The following is a 17,981-nucleotide window of genomic DNA, read 5'->3' on the forward strand; positions in this document are numbered from 1 at the left end:
TTAAGACAAAAAATTGCAACATGGGTTTCGATGCGATGATAACGGCATTTATAGCCAACTTAGCATATAATACTCATTATTTTTTTCGAATTTTTATGAGAATCACTTTGTAATTAGTTTAAACAAATGGTATACTAAATTAAAATAATTCTAATCTAGAGGTGTGAATATATGAACAGAGATGAATCAAAATTAACGGGCTTATTTGGCCATCCTGTCAGTGACCGTGAAAACTCGATGACTGCGGGTCCACGTGGTCCATTATTGATGCAAGACTGGTACTTTTTAGAACAAATGGCACACTTTGATCGTGAAGTGATTCCTGAGCGTCGTATGCACGCTAAAGGTTCAGGTGCATTTGGTACTTTCACTGTGACAAATGACATTACACAATATACAAAAGCGAAAATCTTTTCAGAAGTTGGCAAGAAAACTGAAATGTTCGCACGTTTTTCTACAGTTGCGGGTGAACGTGGGGCAGCGGATGCTGAACGTGACATTCGTGGTTTCGCGCTGAAATTCTATACTGAGGAAGGGAACTGGGACCTTGTGGGGAATAACACGCCTGTCTTCTTCTTCCGTGATCCAAAATTATTCGCAAGCTTAAACCACGCTGTTAAACGTGATCCACGCACAAATATGAGAAGTGCGCAGAATAACTGGGATTTCTGGACGTCATTACCTGAAGCATTACATCAAGTGACAATCTTAATGACAGACCGTGGTATTCCAAAAGGATACAGACATATGCACGGATTCGGTTCACATACTTATGGCATGATTAATGAAAATAACGAACGTGTTTGGGTGAAATTCCACTTTAGAACACAACAAGGTATTGAAAACTTACAACCAGACGAAGCGGCAGCAATTATTGCTAATGACCGTGAGTCGTCACAACGCGACTTGTTCGATGCGATTGAAGAAGGCAATTTCCCGAAATGGAAAATGTACATTCAAGTGATGACTGAAGAACAAGCGAGAAACCATAAAGATAACCCATTTGACTTAACAAAAGTATGGTACAAAGGGGATTATCCTTTAATTGAAGTCGGTGAATTCGAACTTAACCGCAACCCTGAAAACTACTTCATGGATGTGGAGCAAGCTGCATTCGCACCGACAAACATTATCCCTGGTCTAGACTTCTCACCAGACAAAATGTTACAAGGTCGTTTATTCTCTTACGGCGATGCACAACGCTATCGCTTAGGTGTGAACCACTGGCAAATTCCTGTTAACCAACCTAAAGGTGTAGGCATTGAAAACATTTGCCCATTCAGCCGTGATGGTGCAATGCGCTTCTTAGACGGTAACCAAGGCGGTAAAACACATTACTATCCAAATAGTTACGGTGCGCATCAAAGTCAACCAGAATACAAACGACCAGAATTAGAAATCAATGGTGGCGCGTATGAATATGACTTTAGAGAAGATGATGACAATTACTTCGAACAACCAGGTAAATTGTTCCGTCTTCAATCGCCGGAGCAACAACAACGTATGTTTATCACAACTGCCAACGAAATGGAAGGCACAACTGATGAAGTAAAACGTCGTCACATTAAGCATTGTTATCAAGCCGATGTGGACTACGGTACGGGTGTTGCCAAAGCATTAGGCATGGAAGATCAATTAGCAAGCATTATTGCTGAAATCTAATGTCGCCCCATTAATCAATAATTAAATAATCAAGCTGTGATACTCTTACAGCTCCCGTTTAACACACGGTATCATTAAAGGCGATTGATTTGATAGCGCGCACATACTGCATCTTGAAGACAATCGCCTTTGATGCGCCGTATATGATCTACTGTCTCAAACAAGGTAAATCATATGTGCGATGATTAAATATAAAATTCGAGAGGTTTTTGAAATGATATTAGATAGAATCAACCCAGACGACTTATTTCCAACAGAATATATTGAAACGTCTGTATTAGGGATCATGCCTTATCAAATGAAAGACGTGACAAAACGTTTTGAAGCAGCATATGTTGCGACAAATGAACGTCTGATTTTAAATGTGGATATGGACGGTCAATTTTATTACCGAAATATTCAATTTAGTGAAATTAAAGCAATTAAAACGACAGATCATGCGTTGGAAATTACATTTGACTACGGCGTGTTCACATTAGAAGAGAGTGAAGCTGACAAAGTGAAAGCGATGTCGGAGTATTTACATTCTAAAATCTAAATATGAAGAACACATGAACATTTCGCTGTTCGTGTTTGAGTGCATGCGATATCGGTTAAAATATACATGTATGATTCAAAAAATATAAAATAATAGAAATAAGAAAGGTGAGATGATTAATGGCTCAAGGTAGAGAACAAGTCGTGGCAGACTTAAACTTACAATTATCAAACTTCACAGTATTATGGACTAAAATTCACAACTATCATTGGTACGTTAAAGGTCATAATTTCTTCGCATTACACGAAAAATTTGAAGAACTTTATAACAAAGTGGCTGTTTATGTAGATGAAATTGCTGAGCGTGCACTTGCATTAGAAGGCAATCCGGTCGGCACAATGAGAGAAGTTTTAGAAGTTTCAAGCATTGAAGAAGCTGAGAAAAATATTTCAGCTGAGCAAATGGTTGCACAATTAGCTGCAGACTTCGAAACAGTGGTTAAAGAATTAAAACAAGCGCAAGGTAACGCAGAAGAAGCTGGCGATGATCGTTCAGCAGATATGTTTATCGAAATTGCGACAGAATTAGAACATAACATTTGGATGTTGAAAGCCTATATTGGTTAATTCATTTGATGGTTTGAGGCTCGAGTCGTCTTGAGATAGTGTGACTATTTCAATGATGATTCGAGTCTTTTTTGTTTTATCATCAAAATTTTATTTTGAAGTTGGAGATAAAAGGTTGAAAAATTGAAGAGATGAGACGTCAGAAAGCTGAGAACTTAGTCCAAATACTTGAATTTAATAAAAAATTAAATAAAAGTAGCATTAAACATAATTGTAGACAAAATTTAAAACGGACTATAAAATGAGGGTGTGAGAAAGTTAGATGGATGGTGGCTATCTTAGTATAAAGTGAGGTGATGCCTATGCGCGCATCAACGAAATCTTTAGAAAGGAGAGGCCTTGAATGATAAATGTGATAGACGTACTTATGCTGATCTTCGTTTTCGGTAATCTTATCGTAGCGCTCATCAGTTTAGTCGTTTTTATTGCTATAAATGTCAAAAAAATAACCATTCCTAACTTTGACCGAGTTAAATGGTTATTTTTTAAAATTTAACGAAGCCACCGTCTTTTTAACGGGCTCACTGAGGCAATGCATATGGTGTGCGTTGCCTTTTATATGTATAAATTAGCACATGAGTCGCTTTTTGTCTATTTTATATCATAAGTATTTCTTTTGTCGAAAACGATTAATACTTTACATTTGATGTATAAAGTTTATAATTTTTAGAAAATAAAGAAATATGACAAAGGGGTAGATTTTAATGTATCAAAGTAACGAGACACTGGCGTTATTACGGTGTCTAGATTCTCAGGTGGTTACGAGAATGTTTGACGTGGACGCATGGGAAAAGAAGGGGTTTTGTTGGACGAGGGTGTGGTGTTTAACGACAGCCTCAAAATGTATGATTCGCAAACTTAAGACGACACTCGCGCGAAGGATTATTCTGAAAATGACGGTGGTTTCGGTCATGCATCACTATGTACAAAAAGGATAAACAACAACAAACAAAGCGAGTTGATTAAAATGAGAACAATAGATTTTTTAGTATTTTTTATTTACTTCGCAGCACTCATTTCAGTAGGTATCGTCGGTGTATTAAAGGCAAAATCGTCTGAAAAATATATGGTGGCTGACCGCAATCTTGGGCTGTTTATGTTATTTGGATGTTTGACGGCTGTGTTTTTAGGTGGTTCTTCTACTATTGGGACGTCACAGCTCGGCTACGAAATCGGGCTATCAGGTTTTTGGTTTGTATTTTCGCTTGGTGTCGGAATTACAGTGTTTGGCTTGTTTTTACTTGATCGCATTATGGATTTACAAGTGATTACGATTAGTGAACTGTTATATCGGTTGTTTGGTCATCGTGTAAGAGTGATGGGCGCAGTCGTGACAGCAATGTATACGCTTATGATTTGTGTGACACAAGTCATTGCGATGGGTGCAGTCGTGTCTCAAATTTTTCATTGGCCTATGATGACAGCCATTCTTGTTGGTGGGAGTATCGTCTTTGTGTATACGATTCTAGGAGGCATGTGGACGCTCTCGATTACTGACGTCATTCAATTTTTAGTGATGACTATAGGCATGTTTTGTATTATGTTGCCGATGAGTTTACATAGCGTTGGCGGCTTTACGACATTATTTGAACAACTGCCAGCGTCACATTTAAGCTTTTTCAATATCGGTGTAGGGGAAATTGTGAATTACTTTGTGACATATACACTAGGCGTCATGGTCGGCCAAGACATTTGGCAACGTTTCTTTACAGGGAAGACGAAGCGTATCTCAAAAACGTCAGGCGTGCTCGTAGGCTTATATAGCGCACTCTATTCTATTGTGATGGTCATTGTCGGCATGTGTGCGTATGTACTATTTCCAAATATCCAAAATACGCAAAATGTATTCGCACATATGGCTTTTGAAATATTACCGAATGGCTTATTAGGGATTGTGTTTGCTGCTTTAATTGCGGCGATTATGTCTACAGCATCAGGGACATTACTTGCATCAGCTACGATTATTTCGAATGACTTGTTGAAGCCTTATGTTTTCAAAAATATGGAAGATCATCAATTTTTAGGGCTAACACGTTTGACGACACTCGCGCTCGCAGTCATTGCCATAGTCATTTCGATTTGGGTGAAAGAAGTGCTCGTTGCGATAGATATTGCCTATGCGATTTTGACGGGGGGTATCTTTATGCCAGTCGTTTTAGGATTATTCATGAAACGCATTACACCACAAGCGGCATTTTACGCCATTATCGCAAGTGTGATAGTCGTTTTTATCGGTATTGGTATTGCAGGTCCACAATCTACTGCGACGATATTTTATGCAATCCTTGTTAATGCTATAATATTAATCATCATGTCTCAATTTCAGCGTAAAAGAGAAGTCTAATGTGTGACGAAATGTCATCAACATCCTATCGTGCAGTGGCTAAAACGGATGATTACAAAGGGGGCATCTATGAAATGGAATTATTAAATAAACATATTAAAGACATTGAAGTACCTGGAACACGTCAGTTTGCGAATAAAGTTGATCAATACCCGAACTGTTTAGATTTAACGCTCGGGCAGTCTGACTTCCCTGTTGCTTCATATGTGCAAGACGCGATGATTCAGGCAATTCAAGAGGGGCGATTGAAATATACACACAATAAAGGGTTGTTGGAATTACGTACCGCGATTTCAGAATATACAGCTGAACGATTCGGTGTGACATATGATCCTGAAACAGAAATTGTCGTGACTAATGGCGCTTCAGAAGGGATTGACGACATTTTACGAACGATTTTAAATCCAGGAGAAGAGGTCATCTTACCAGGGCCAACGTATTTAGGGTATGAGCCGATTGTCAAACTACAAGGTGCAGAAGTGAAGTGGATAGATACCTCACATACAGGTTTTGTGCCGACTGCCGATGCGATTAAGGCGGCCATCACACCAAAAACGAAAGCGATTATGTTTAACTATCCGACGAATCCAACTGGGACGACATTGTCATATGAAAATATTGCGGAAATTGTAGCAGTATTGAAAGAGACGGATATTTTCATTATTACAGACGAAATTTATAGTGAAAATGTGTTTGAAGGACGACATCGTTCATTTATGGAGTTTCCTGAGATTCGCAAGCAACTGTTTGTGGTGAATGGTTTATCGAAATCACATGCAATGACAGGTGCGCGTGTTGGCTATGTGCTCTCGACACCTGAATTGATTGAAGAAGTGACGACCGTCCATTTATATAATTCAATTTGTGTGGCGACACCTAGTCAATACGGTGCGATTCGTGCATTGAAAGAAGGGGCTTCCGATATTGAAAAGATGAATGCCGCGTATCGTGAACGTCGTGATTATATTTACAAACGATTGACGGCTATGGGCTTACCCGTCATGTTGCCACAAGGGACGTTTTACATTTTTCCTGATGTGTCAACGTACGATCAAGATTCATTCCGTTTTTGTAATCAATTGTTAGAATGTGAACAGTTGGCCATCGTACCAGGCAAGTCATTTTCTGATTTTGCAGAAGGTTATGTACGTTTATCCTTTGCATGTGACATGCCAACAATCGAAGAAGCGTGTAACCGATTGGAACGTTTCTTATCATATTATCAAGCATAACAATCGTCAAAGCGCGTATGGGATAACAGACTATCTCATGCGCGTTTTAACTATGAAAAAATAGAGATGCGAGCACGAATGGTCTCAACTCGACTGTGTAATGAAAGGAACTCGATGCATCACTGGATAGATGTATATTGAGTATTTTCGTAAGCAACATGTCTTGGTTTCGTTTAGCAATCTTTATACAATAAAAGGTAAGAAGACAAACGAGGTGATAGGATGGATAAGCAAACGACACGTCAACAAATTGAAGCGGGGGACATTTCAGTCGGTATCGAATTAGGTTCGACACGCATTAAAACTGTCGCCATTGATTCGACGACACACACGATTGCGACGGGACATTATGAATGGGAACAACAACTGACTGACGGATATTGGTCCTATGATTTAGATGAAGTTTGGCAAGGAATTCGAGAAAGTTTTCGTTTGATGACCCGGGAAATAAAAGCGACATATGGGGTGGCACTCACACATATTGCAAGTATAGGGATTAGCGGGATGATGCACGGTTATTTAGCGTTTGATGCTCAAGACCAACTGCTTGTCCCTTTTCGGACGTGGCGTAATAATACAGCGCGAGAAGCGGGTGAACAGTTACGAGAAGCATTTCAGTTCAATATTCCTGAGCGTTGGAGTATTGCACATTATTATCAAAGTGCATTGAACCAAGAAACACATGTAAAAGATGTCGCGTACATGACAACGTTATCGGGTTATGTTCATTGGCAATTGACCGGAGAAAAAGTGCTCGGAATAGGGGATGCTTCAGGGATGTTTCCTATCGACCCAAAGACGGCCACGTATCGAAAAGACTTATGTGAACAGTTCGATACGTTAATGGCAACAAATGGGTATAATCAAGACATACAGCGTATTTTACCGACTGTACACGTGGCAGGTGAGCAAGCGGGGACCTTGACTGAAGATGGCGCCCGTTTATTGGATCCGACCGGTACATTAACGTCGGGATGTCCGATGTGTGCACCAGAAGGCGATGCAGGCACAGGGATGGTGGCGACCAACAGTATTGCACCAAAAACTGGAAATGTTTCGGCAGGGACGAGTATTTTCGCTATGATTGTCCTCGAACAGTCACTGCAAGCCGTATACCCAGAAGTCGATATTGTGACGACGCCAGCTGGAGATGAAGTGGCGATGATTCATGCGAATAATGGGTCGTCAGATTTGAATCAATGGGTACGTTTATTTGAAGAGGTTTTTCAACTTATGGATATGTCATATGATAAGGCGACATTATGGACACGTTTATTCGAAAGTGCATTAGATGGAGACGATGATTTAGGAAAACTGTTAGCATACGGCTATATTTCAGCTGAATACATCACTGACGTTCCTAAAGGCTTTCCATTATTTGTACGCCAACAAGACAGTCATTTCAATATCCAAAACTTCATGAGAACCCATATTTTTACGATGCTCAGTACGCTCAAAATAGGTGTTGATCGATTGAAAGCACGCGAGCAACTACAAATTGAACGGATGACAGGTCACGGTGGTGTTTTTGCGACGAAACAAGTGGTACAACGTTATTTAGCAGCGGCGTTAGAAAGTCCAGTCACAGTGATGGAGAATGCGAATGAGGGTGGCGCATGGGGTATGGCAGTGTTAGCAAGATATATGTTAGAAAACAATATCACGTTAGCGACGTTTTTAGAACATGTCGGCTTTCGTGACGTTGAAACGGAAACGATGGCACCACAAGCACAGGATATCGAAAGTTTTAACGCCTATGTACAACGATTTGCAGCGGGTTTGGCGGTTGAACGTCGGTTGAATGACGCGTTGGATTGATGGAGGGAATTGGAGCGGCACAAGTTGTGTATCGTGCTGAACATTGCAGGATTTGCCTTCGCATTTTATATCATGACGAGGATGGGATATCAAAATTTTTATACCCATCCTCGTTTTCTTTTATGTTTTTTGGATCATAATGACAAGTGCATCATCAAGTTGTTCGTATTGCAATCACTAAAAAGATGTTCTACAATTAATAAATCGTAATTATTTCGATTTAGAAAGAGGGATTGTAATGAAACAACATCACCGAGTCATGATTATTGGTGCAGGTGCTGCAGGGATTGGTATGGCTGTAACGATGAAGACACTCCACTTTGAAGATGTTTGTGTGATAGAGGCTGGCGCTATCGGTCAATCTTTTAAAAATTGGCCAAAGTCGACACGCACGATTACGCCGTCCTTTACTTCAAACGGTTTTGGTATGCCAGACATGAATGCGATTGCTAAAGATACATCGCCTGCTTTTACATTTAATGAAGAACATTTATCTGGTGATACGTATGCAGAATATTTAACAGTTGTTGCTGAACATTACGACATCGATGTGCGAACAGAAACGACAGTGGAAGATGTTCAATTTGTCGATGGCGTTTATGAATTAAATACATCTCAAGGGACATATACCGCAGATTATATTTACGTTGCGACAGGTGACTTTGCCTTTCCAAACCAACCATTCGATCATGGGCTTCATTATAGTGAAGTGGATGATTTTAATGCGTTGCCGGGTCATACGTTTACGGTTATTGGCGGAAACGAAAGTGCGTTTGATGCGGCGATTCATCTCGCTAAACAAGGTGCACAAGTGTCGCTTTATACGAGTTCAACAGGTTTTGACGCAGATGAAGCTGATCCAAGTATTCGTTTGTCCCCGTATACGCATCAACGTTTAAGAGAAGTAGTACAACAAGGTGCAGAAATTGAAATGAATGTGCATTATCGCGCGACGTCTATTCTTTTTCGTAATGGGCAGTATGAAATCCATTTTGATAATGGTGCCATCGTCTATAGTCCGACAGAGCCGATTATTGCGACAGGGTTTGACGTGACGAAAAATCCACTGATTCGGCAACTTTTTTCAGTGAGAGATGGCGAAGTACGATTAACGGATTTAGATGAGTCGACACGTTATCCGAATGTCTTTTTAATTGGTGCGACAGTCCGTCATGATGAAGCGATACTATGCTACATTTATAAATTTAGAGCACGCTTTGCAGTCTTAGCACGCACCATGATGCAACGTGAAGGCTTGGCTGTGGACCAAAAAGTGATTGATAGTTATCGCGACAATCAAATGTATTTGGATGATTATAGTTGTTGTGAAGTGGATTGCTCATGCTAACAGTAACGTATGATTTAGTCAGTGCTCGGGTATCCGGCATTCCGAATGAACCGCATCAATTTCGACTACGCGGATTGAAACAACTGACACCAGATGAACAGCAAGCGTTAAAGCGTTTCGTGATTCAACAACGGTTAGCGGTATCACTTAATCAAGCGGTCCATTGTACGACGGAAGAAACACGAAATCATGTGGCACAGTTGCAATCGTTTTGGCGTGCACATCATCATCAACGCCCTCGTCCGTTACATACGTTACTCGGCTGGTTATGCATCTTGTTAATGTTTGCTGTACCAGTCTATGTCGCGTATCATTTGTCTGATTGGCTACAAAATCAATATGTTGCGCCTTGGATTGATGCATTTTCCCAACATGCACTTTTTCGTTCAGCACTGATTCAAGCATTTTTATTTGGCGATTATGGTGTGTTATCACTCGGGACGTATTCACTCGTATGGGCTTTACCTGTCGTTGTGATGCTCAGTTTGTCGAGTGCAGTCATTGAGCAATCACATCTGAAGCAATATATCATTTGGTCGATTGCGCCGTCTATGGGAAAAGTAGGGCTCGATGGCACAGATATTATTCCATTATTAGAAGGTTTTGGTTGTAACGCAGCCGCTATCGTACAAGCAGGCCATCAATGTCAATTATGCACACGTTCACGTTGTATGAGTCTCATCAGTTTTGGGACATCATGTAGTTATCAAATTGGTGCGACACTTTCAATATTTAACGTTGCACATCAAACGTGGCTCTTTATCCCGTATTTATTACTCGTTTTAATAGGTGGGTTAGTGCACAACCGATTGTGGTATCCATCAGAGCAATCATTCGTAGCCGCGCAAGTCTCGTCAAACGAACCTGTCGTTTGGCCGTCATTGAAACGTGTGTTAGCCCAAATGTGGGACAGTGTAAAAATGTTTTTATTTCAAGCCTTGCCGATATTTATTGCGATTTGTCTCATTGCGAGTGCGTTAGCGTTAACACCAATATTGGAGATGATTTCAAAGTTGTTTATTCCGCTCCTCAGTTTATTACATATTCCACATGAATTATCACCAGGTTTATTATTTTCGATGATTCGTAAAGATGGGATGTTGTTATTTAATATGGGAAGCGGTCAGTTCATTCAAAGTTTATCAGCATGGCAAGTGTTGCTCCTCGTATTTTTCAGTTCAACATTCACCGCTTGTTCGGTCACAATGACGATGGTGATACGACAATTAGGGTTGCGAGAAGGGAGTAAGATGATAGGGCGTCAAATGCTGACTTCGTTGGCATGCGTCGCTATTTTGGGTAGCATCACATGGCTCATACTATTATAGAAGTTTATCGCAAACGACATTGCGTGAGGGTTGGGACACATGATATGCCCCAGCTCTTTTTCCTACGATTTGCCATTTTTTACATTGAAATGAGGATTAAACATTGAACATATAGGGAAGATATAACCCATACAATCCTTGGAGGTGCCTATGTTTTTAGCATGGAACGAAATCAAACGTAACAAACTCAAATTTAGCCTCATCATCGGCGTACTCATTCTCATCAGCTATCTCTTGTTTCTACTTTCCGGATTAGCGAAAGGGCTTATCAATATGAACACGGAAGGCATCAATCGTTGGGATGCAGATGCGATCGTATTAAATAAAGATGCCAATCAAACGGTCCAACAATCTAGCTTTGATACAGCGCTTGTCAAAGATCAATTCGACAAACAAGCCACATTGAAACAAACAGGGGTCATTGTTTCTAACGGTAAAATTGAAGAAAACGCATTGCTATATGGTACGCAAAAAGATGCATTCATTGTTCCTAAATTAACAGAGGGGCGTACTTTTAAAACGAACAATGAAGTGATTGCGGACGGTACTTTGAAAGAAAAAGGGTTTAAAGTGGGTGATACATTATCGTTATCTCAAACAGACGAAACATTGAAAATTGTAGGATTTACTGAATCAGCGAAATACAACGCCTCACCTGTGCTCTTTGGGAATAATCAAACCATTGAAAAAATCAATCCTATTTTAACAGAAGGCAAAACGAATGCCGTTGTCGTAAAGGGGAGTGACTGGCAAAATCAAAAATTAGACAAGTCACTTGAAGCGATTGATATCCATACGTTCATTGAAAATCTACCCGGCTATCAAGCACAAAATTTGACGTTAAACTTTATGATTAGCTTTTTATTTATTATTTCTGCCACGGTTATCGGTGTTTTTTTATATGTCATTACCTTACAAAAGACGCAATTGTTTGGCGTATTGAAAGCACAAGGATTTACGAATGGTGATTTAGTGAAAGTCGTGCTCTCTCAAACCTTTATTTTAGCTTTGATTGGTACATGCATCGGCTTAATTTTGACATTGGTGACAGGCGCATTTTTACCTTCTGCCGTACCGATTAAGTTCGATATACTGACATTGATGCTTTTCGGTATTGTCCTCATTTTAGTGTCATTGTTGGGGAGTCTATTTTCAATCGTTACAATACGCAAAATTGATCCATTGAAAGCGATCGGGTAGGAGGGATACAACATGTTGAAATTTGAAAACGTCACGAAATCATTTAAAGATGGTCAGCAAGTCATTGAAGCGGTAAAGCCTACAACACTACAGTTTGAACAAGGTGAGCTGATCGCAATTGTAGGGCCATCTGGTTCGGGGAAAAGTACATTTTTAACGATGGCGGGTGCACTTCAAACACCGACATCTGGCGACATTACGATTGGTGAGCAAGTCATTACACATCTAAGTCAAAAAGCATTGGCGCGTGTGCGCATGCAACAAATTGGCTTTATATTACAAACGTCAAATTTGGTGCCATTTTTAACAGTCAAACAGCAATTTCAGCTCTTAAAAAAGCGAAAAAAGGATGTTTTGGCACAAGAAGACTTTGATGCATTAATTGAACAATTAGGATTAGACAGTATCATGAATCAATTGCCAAGTGAAATATCAGGCGGACAAAAGCAACGTGTCGCGATTGCCAAAGCGATTTATACGAATCCGGACATCATTTTAGCCGATGAACCGACAGCCTCCCTTGATACCGAAAACGCGATGGCGGTGATGGAAATTTTGAAAAACCAATCTCAACGTCGTAACAAAATGTGTATGATTGTGACACATGATGAACGATTGACGGCTTATTGTGATAAAGTCTTTGAAATGAAAGATGGCGTCCTCACAGAAAAATAAAATGGAGATTTGGAGCATTTAAATTCCCCTTTTCATATCGTTGTGATTTAATGTAACTATAATAATTACAATTAAAGAGGTGCAATGATGAATCTTGAATTTAATATCGCCGTGCATGTGCTTGCGTTTTTAAACCAACATCCTAGAGAGGTGTTTAATAGTCAAGCGCTTGCGAGCAACGTCTGTGAGAACCCAGTGCAGTTGCGACGTGTCATGTCTAAGTTGCAACAAGAAGGTTATGTCAAAGTGGTACGTGGTCAAAAAGGGGGCTATCTCGCTACGGAAGAGGGAGCGGCGATTAAGTTAGAAGCACTTTTTCGTTTATTCAATCGCCCTGAGAACCATGGTCGCTTATTTACAGGTCATCCTTCAATTCACTGTGAAATCTCGCAAAAAATCGAACAAGTCATGTATGGCCACTATTTAACGGAACAAGAAATCATTGCAAATTATTACCAAGATCAAACGATAGGTGATATTTTGAACCAAATTAAAGAGGTGGAAGCATAAATGGAAAAGTATGATTTAATTGTTGTCGGATTTGGTAAAGCAGGGAAAACGTTGGCGAAATTTGCAGTACAACAAGGTAAGAAAGTCGCAGTCATTGAAAAATCGGCAGAAATGTATGGCGGCACATGCATTAACATCGGCTGTATCCCATCAAAAGTGCTCGTGCATGATGGGATTGAAGCAGTATCATTTAACGACGCAATGCAACGTAAACGCGATGTGGTCAGTGCATTAAACAACAAAAACTATCACAATCTTGCGGATGAAGACACAGTAGATGTGATTAATATGACAGCAGCGTTCAAATCTGCACATGAAATCGACTTATTGAATGCACAAGGTGATACAGTTAAAACGATTGAAGGTACAAATATTGTCATTAATACAGGTGCGAAGTCGGTCATTCCTAACATTAAAGGTATCGACACATCGAAACGTGTATATGATTCAAAAGCAATTATGGATTTAACGCAACAACCGAAACGTTTAGTCATTGTCGGTGGTGGCTATATCGCGCTTGAATTTGCTTCTATGTTTGCGAATTTCGGGACAGAAGTGACTGTATTAGAACGCGCGGATCACATCTTGAAAAAAGAAGATGAAGCGATTGCAAAACAAGTGACAGAAGATTTAACACAAAAAGGCATTCAATTTGTTTTTGATGCTGAAACTGAAGCCATTCAAGATGAAGCAGATGTCACAAAAGTCGTGACGAGTCAAGGGACATTTGAAGCGGATGCTGTACTTGTAGCAACAGGACGCAAACCGAATACAGAAGGCTTAAACTTAGAAGCAGCCGGTGTTCAATTAGGAAAACGTGGAGAAGTCGTAGTGAATGACAAACTACAAACGTCTGTCGATCACATCTATGCAGTCGGTGATGTTAATGGTGGCTTACAATTTACGTATATTTCATTAGATGACTTTAGAATCGTGAAATCGCAAATTTTCGGCGATGGTCAACGTACACTTGAACAACGTGGTGCCGTGCCTTATACGATGTTTATCGACCCACCGATGTCACGTGTGGGTATGACTGCAGTAGAAGCACGTGAAAAAGGCTATGATGTGCGAGAAAATGAATTACCAGTGCATGCGATGCCACGTCATAAAATTAATAACGATACACGAGGATTGTTCAAAGCGGTGGTAGACGCGAAATCTGGCCGAGTGTTAGGTGCCACATTGTATGGAAAACAGTCTGAGGAACTGATCAACATTGTGAAATTAGTAATAGATCAGCAGTTGTCGTATACAGTGTTGAGAGATCATATCTATACGCATCCAACAATGGCAGAGTCGTTTAATGATTTGTTTAATTTTTAGTGTAAATATGAATATCATGATGGGTGAGCGGTCGATAAAGCGTGGAAACGACTGCCTCTTATGAAGATTGCTGTTTATTATATCTATAAATAAAATTGTGCACATAGTAGTTGTCATCAACACAATAACCTTATTGTTGCATTTTGTGGATACGGATGCTACAATAAGGACATAAAAGTTTAGCATATAGAACACCAATCCCCTCACTATCGGAGTAGTGAGGGGATTTCTAATGGTGTGGTTATTTGTCACTTTTTCTTTTTTACGTTGCGTTTACTTAACCAATATGTAAAATACACAACGATGCAGCCGCTAATGCTAGAGGCCGCTACACTTAACAAAAAGTTTAGCATAGTGAACACCTCCTCTCTACGTCAAGTTCAGACGGCTGAGGGATAAGTGACGAAAATATTATAGCACATATGTTTAAATGTTTAACGAAAAATAATTGTGCATGTCTGATAAAAGCCATAAAAAGATGATGATAGAAAACTGTCAAACGGGTTAGGTACTATTCAATCAAGTGTTATTTGCTTAAATGTATCATGAATGACGGAGCTTAAAGATGGCGTGACTATGAGAGAATGTACGAATAAGTCAAAGTAATGCAGAACGCCAAAGCAGTATATGAAATGGATTTAAATAAAATCACCCCACAGCATATGTGCAGGGTGATTTTTAACATCCAACTTGCTATTGTTAACTTTAAAATGATTCAATTTCTATTCATGCTCAATCTCAAAGAATTTCACTGCATTGCCATATAAAATGCCATCCACTTTAGCTGGATCAATCCCTGAGTCCTGAATATAAGTGACTGCACGTGTATACTTCTCATCTTGGAAATAAGGGAAGTCGCTCCCCATCATGAGGTGGGAGGCATCAAACGAATCAATTGTATTTTTCAGTGATGGACCGTGGAAATTCGCCGTATCATAATAAAATTGACGGTTTAAAATGTCCCATGGGCTCTCATCGAAGGCATCCCAATCTTCATAGTTGTCTTCAATACGTTGGATAAAGAAAGGTAAAGCGCCACCTAAGTGTGAAATGTGGAATTGAATGTTTGGGTATTTTTGCGGGATTCTATTTTTCAGTAAATGTAAGGCGACAAATGTTGATTCTAGTGGTGCACCGATGACCCAGTGTAATTGATAGTCATTGACCATGGGGGTTTGTGCACCGCAACCTGTCGGGTGAATGTAGAGTGTTGCATGCAGTTCATTCATCGCTTCGAAAAATTCTTCAAACTGTAAATCTGCAATAGAAACTTTATCTTTCACGAGTGTTGGAATGGCGATACCGATAAATTCGTCTTTTGATAATAATTCACGTGCTTCTTCAATCGCTTGGTCAAGATACGGTAATGACACAGCACCATAAGCTAAAAAGCGATCTGGGTATTTTTTAACAAGTGATTCATATAAATCGTTAATGATACGTGCAGATTCTTTCGCTTCTTCTTTCGTACCCCATTGCGGAGATTGCGGTGTCGCGGAAATAATTTGTTTACCTACACCCGCATCGTCCATCATTTTAAACCGTTTTTTTAGGTCTTCTTCTGAGTCTGATTGATTGATCCCTTTTGCCACTTCTGTTCCTTGACTGCCTAATTTGCCTAGTCTTTCAAGATAAGATTCGCTCCATAAATGAGCGTGTGTATCAATTGCTTTGGCCATCGTCTATTTCACTCCAATCATGTTTTTAAAATTTAATATTTGAGGATAGTATAGCAAGCTCGCAAATCCATAAGGTGAAGCCACTTCACTACAGTAGTGGTTTGAGTTGTAGATCACTTCATCCATGTTGCATGATTGCGATACCACCCTTTAGTTATTATTGCCTCATTTTATTTTTTTGAAACGACTTCCACCTGTTTAATCCTCGTATTTTGAAAGGCAATCATCATAAATCGCACGCCAAACTTTGATTGAATAGGGTGCAATGAGGTGGACTCAATGTTTAAGCTTGTTTTTAGAAACACGTGTCGCCACTATGATACCGACAATGACAACGACTGCGACAATACGGTAAGTCCATTGTAAACCGAAAATATTGCGCATCATTGGATTGCCGCCGTGTGCCATAGCTATTTGTGACATCAACGTAACGAGTAAACCTGTTCCGATCGCTGCTGAAATTTGTCGTAACGTATTATTCATTGCTGCACCGTGTGGGATGAGCGGTTTAGGTAAGGCATTCATCGCTTCTGTCGTCATTGGGACCATAATGCCAGAGTTACCTAATGTGAGGATGACAAAAGATAAAATTAAGTACCAAATTGGCGTATGGGCATTTAAAAATGAAATGAGTAGAGTGCCAATAAAGATGAATGTCATCCCTGCGATCGCTAAAATACGACCGCCAATTTTATCGTAAAGTCTGCCGTTAATTGGTGCGAGTAAGCCCATCACAAGGCCACCCGGTAACAATATTAGACCTGATTGTAATGGTGACATGCCGCGTATCGATTGCATATAAATGGGTAACATCGTCATCGTTCCGATAAAGATTAAGAACATGAGGACAACTAAAGCAATCGGTACTGTAAATGACCGGTATTGGAAGACGCGCATCTCAAGCATCGGTGTATCGAGTTTGAGTTGACGTAACACGAACCCAATTAAAATGATGAGGGCGATGATGATAGAAACGTAACTGAGCGGATGATGCCATCCATATGGGCCAGCCGAACTAAAGCCGAAGAGTAAACCGCCAAAACCGAACGTCGATAAGATAACGGATAAAATATCGAGTGTAGGTTGGCTTAATTCAGTGGCGTTCGTCATTTTAAATAAACCAAAAATCAGTACAATGACCGAAATAATTAAAATGATTAAGAAGAGGTAGCGCCAATTGAACAGATTGACAAACCAACCTGCTGCAGTCGGACCAATGGCTGGGGCGAACCCGATCACTAATCCATATAATCCCATAGCCATCCCACGTTTTTCGGTAGGGAAGACGAGGAACAAAAATGTTTGGGTTAGAGGCATTAAAATTCCTGCCCCCATCGCTTGAATCGCGCGTCCTACAAGAATGAAAATGTATTGAGGGGCGAGCAAGCCTAAGAGTGAGCCACAAATAAATAACGTTAATGCTGTAAAAAAGAGACTTTTTAAAGTGAAACGTTGTGATAAGTAGGCGGTAACTGGAATCATAATCCCGTTGACCAACATAAAAATCGTCGTGACCCATTGTGCGACTGAACTGGTTAAATGAAAGTCAGCCATCATTTCGGGTAAAACAGTTGTAAACAAAGTTTGGTTAAGAACAGCTATAAATGCACCAGAAATCATGATGATAATCGCCGGCAAATGTTGTTGAATGGAGTGACTCTCGCTTTCGCTATGAGACATTTTCATGTTGCTCCTTTCTATACAGAAATGTTTTTTTGTCTATTCTAAGTGGAATGCATTCCATTTGTCAAACGG

At 40.0% G+C, this 17,981-nt stretch carries 16 protein-coding genes; 13 read left to right on the forward strand and 3 right to left on the reverse strand.

Translation table 11 applies throughout. The features are described from left to right. Positions 1-171 precede the first annotated feature (171 nt). The 13 genes from EL101_RS00800 (at position 172) to merA (ending at position 14,547) form a co-directional block, all read left to right on the forward strand. Positions 172-1,662 (forward strand): catalase, encoded by a 1,491-nt coding sequence (locus tag EL101_RS00800; protein ID WP_096540035.1) that lies wholly within the window; start codon positions 172-174, stop codon positions 1,660-1,662. A gap of 214 nt (positions 1,663-1,876) precedes the next feature. Next, positions 1,877-2,200: a hypothetical protein gene (locus EL101_RS00805; protein WP_096596044.1), complete on the forward strand. Its 324-nt coding sequence runs from the start codon at positions 1,877-1,879 to the stop codon at positions 2,198-2,200. 119 nt (positions 2,201-2,319) lie between these two features. After that, positions 2,320-2,766, forward strand: coding sequence for a Dps family protein (locus tag EL101_RS00810; protein ID WP_096596045.1), 447 nt, complete (start codon positions 2,320-2,322; stop codon positions 2,764-2,766). A gap of 367 nt (positions 2,767-3,133) precedes the next feature. Further along, positions 3,134-3,262 carry a putative holin-like toxin gene (locus tag EL101_RS13745; protein WP_422396468.1) on the forward strand — a complete coding sequence of 43 codons (129 nt, stop codon included), beginning with the start codon at positions 3,134-3,136 and terminating at the stop codon, positions 3,260-3,262. A 471-nt stretch (positions 3,263-3,733) separates the two neighbouring features. After that, positions 3,734-5,110, forward strand: coding sequence for a sodium:solute symporter family protein (locus EL101_RS00815; RefSeq protein ID WP_096596046.1), 1,377 nt, complete (start codon positions 3,734-3,736; stop codon positions 5,108-5,110). 74 nt (positions 5,111-5,184) lie between these two features. Continuing rightward, positions 5,185-6,342, forward strand: coding sequence for an aminotransferase class I/II-fold pyridoxal phosphate-dependent enzyme (locus EL101_RS00820; protein ID WP_096596070.1), 1,158 nt, complete (start codon positions 5,185-5,187; stop codon positions 6,340-6,342). A 222-nt stretch (positions 6,343-6,564) separates the two neighbouring features. Continuing rightward, positions 6,565-8,160, forward strand: a complete 1,596-nt coding sequence (locus EL101_RS00825) for a xylulokinase (protein WP_096596047.1) — start codon at positions 6,565-6,567, stop codon at positions 8,158-8,160. A 238-nt stretch (positions 8,161-8,398) separates the two neighbouring features. Further along, positions 8,399-9,508: an NAD(P)/FAD-dependent oxidoreductase gene (locus EL101_RS00830; protein WP_096596048.1), complete on the forward strand. Its 1,110-nt coding sequence runs from the start codon at positions 8,399-8,401 to the stop codon at positions 9,506-9,508. After that, positions 9,502-10,836, forward strand: coding sequence for a nucleoside recognition domain-containing protein (locus EL101_RS00835; RefSeq protein WP_096596049.1), 1,335 nt, complete (start codon positions 9,502-9,504; stop codon positions 10,834-10,836). Before EL101_RS00830 ends, EL101_RS00835 begins: the two co-directional genes overlap by 7 nt. Before the next feature lie 150 nt (positions 10,837-10,986). Continuing rightward, positions 10,987-12,036, forward strand: coding sequence for an ABC transporter permease (locus EL101_RS00840; RefSeq protein ID WP_096596050.1), 1,050 nt, complete (start codon positions 10,987-10,989; stop codon positions 12,034-12,036). Between the two features lie 12 nt (positions 12,037-12,048). Beyond that, complete coding sequence (locus EL101_RS00845) at positions 12,049-12,711, forward strand: ABC transporter ATP-binding protein (RefSeq protein ID WP_096596051.1); 663 nt, start codon at positions 12,049-12,051, stop codon at positions 12,709-12,711. An 84-nt stretch (positions 12,712-12,795) separates the two neighbouring features. Continuing rightward, positions 12,796-13,221, forward strand: coding sequence for a redox-sensitive transcriptional regulator HypR (gene hypR / locus EL101_RS00850; protein WP_240622743.1), 426 nt, complete (start codon positions 12,796-12,798; stop codon positions 13,219-13,221). Next, complete coding sequence (gene merA / locus EL101_RS00855) at positions 13,222-14,547, forward strand: hypothiocyanous acid reductase MerA (protein WP_096596053.1); 1,326 nt, start codon at positions 13,222-13,224, stop codon at positions 14,545-14,547. Positions 14,548-14,795: 248 nt separating this feature from the next. On the opposite strand, the gene EL101_RS00860 is transcribed toward merA, so the two are convergent. From EL101_RS00860 to EL101_RS00870, 3 genes are all read right to left on the reverse strand, one after another. Further along, positions 14,796-14,900 carry a type I toxin-antitoxin system Fst family toxin gene (locus tag EL101_RS00860; RefSeq protein WP_119529677.1) on the reverse strand — a complete coding sequence of 35 codons (105 nt, stop codon included), beginning with the start codon at positions 14,898-14,900 and terminating at the stop codon, positions 14,796-14,798. A 369-nt stretch (positions 14,901-15,269) separates the two neighbouring features. Beyond that, positions 15,270-16,226, reverse strand: a complete 957-nt coding sequence (locus EL101_RS00865; RefSeq protein WP_096596054.1) for an amidohydrolase family protein — start codon at positions 16,224-16,226, stop codon at positions 15,270-15,272. A gap of 276 nt (positions 16,227-16,502) precedes the next feature. After that, positions 16,503-17,906: an MDR family MFS transporter gene (locus tag EL101_RS00870; RefSeq protein ID WP_096596055.1), complete on the reverse strand. Its 1,404-nt coding sequence runs from the start codon at positions 17,904-17,906 to the stop codon at positions 16,503-16,505. Positions 17,907-17,981: the final 75 nt, after the last annotated feature.

Source organism: Staphylococcus delphini (assembly GCF_900636325.1).
GTDB classification, from domain to species: Bacteria; Bacillota; Bacilli; order Staphylococcales; family Staphylococcaceae; genus Staphylococcus; species Staphylococcus delphini.

Coding starts and splice junctions, on each gene's coding strand:
- EL101_RS13745 (WP_422396468.1), top strand. CDS start 3,134: ATGCTGATCTTCGTTTTCGGTAATCTTATCGTAGCGCTCATCAGTTTA.
- EL101_RS00865 (WP_096596054.1), bottom strand. CDS start 16,226: ATGGCCAAAGCAATTGATACACACGCTCATTTATGGAGCGAATCTTAT.
- EL101_RS00860 (WP_119529677.1), bottom strand. CDS start 14,900: ATGCTAAACTTTTTGTTAAGTGTAGCGGCCTCTAGCATTAGCGGCTGC.
- merA (WP_096596053.1), top strand. CDS start 13,222: ATGGAAAAGTATGATTTAATTGTTGTCGGATTTGGTAAAGCAGGGAAA.
- EL101_RS00870 (WP_096596055.1), bottom strand. CDS start 17,906: ATGTCTCATAGCGAAAGCGAGAGTCACTCCATTCAACAACATTTGCCG.
- EL101_RS00820 (WP_096596070.1), top strand. CDS start 5,185: ATGGAATTATTAAATAAACATATTAAAGACATTGAAGTACCTGGAACA.
- hypR (WP_240622743.1), top strand. CDS start 12,796: ATGATGAATCTTGAATTTAATATCGCCGTGCATGTGCTTGCGTTTTTA.
- EL101_RS00835 (WP_096596049.1), top strand. CDS start 9,502: ATGCTAACAGTAACGTATGATTTAGTCAGTGCTCGGGTATCCGGCATT.
- EL101_RS00805 (WP_096596044.1), top strand. CDS start 1,877: ATGATATTAGATAGAATCAACCCAGACGACTTATTTCCAACAGAATAT.
- EL101_RS00845 (WP_096596051.1), top strand. CDS start 12,049: ATGTTGAAATTTGAAAACGTCACGAAATCATTTAAAGATGGTCAGCAA.
- EL101_RS00815 (WP_096596046.1), top strand. CDS start 3,734: ATGAGAACAATAGATTTTTTAGTATTTTTTATTTACTTCGCAGCACTC.
- EL101_RS00830 (WP_096596048.1), top strand. CDS start 8,399: ATGAAACAACATCACCGAGTCATGATTATTGGTGCAGGTGCTGCAGGG.
- EL101_RS00810 (WP_096596045.1), top strand. CDS start 2,320: ATGGCTCAAGGTAGAGAACAAGTCGTGGCAGACTTAAACTTACAATTA.
- EL101_RS00800 (WP_096540035.1), top strand. CDS start 172: ATGAACAGAGATGAATCAAAATTAACGGGCTTATTTGGCCATCCTGTC.
- EL101_RS00825 (WP_096596047.1), top strand. CDS start 6,565: ATGGATAAGCAAACGACACGTCAACAAATTGAAGCGGGGGACATTTCA.
- EL101_RS00840 (WP_096596050.1), top strand. CDS start 10,987: ATGTTTTTAGCATGGAACGAAATCAAACGTAACAAACTCAAATTTAGC.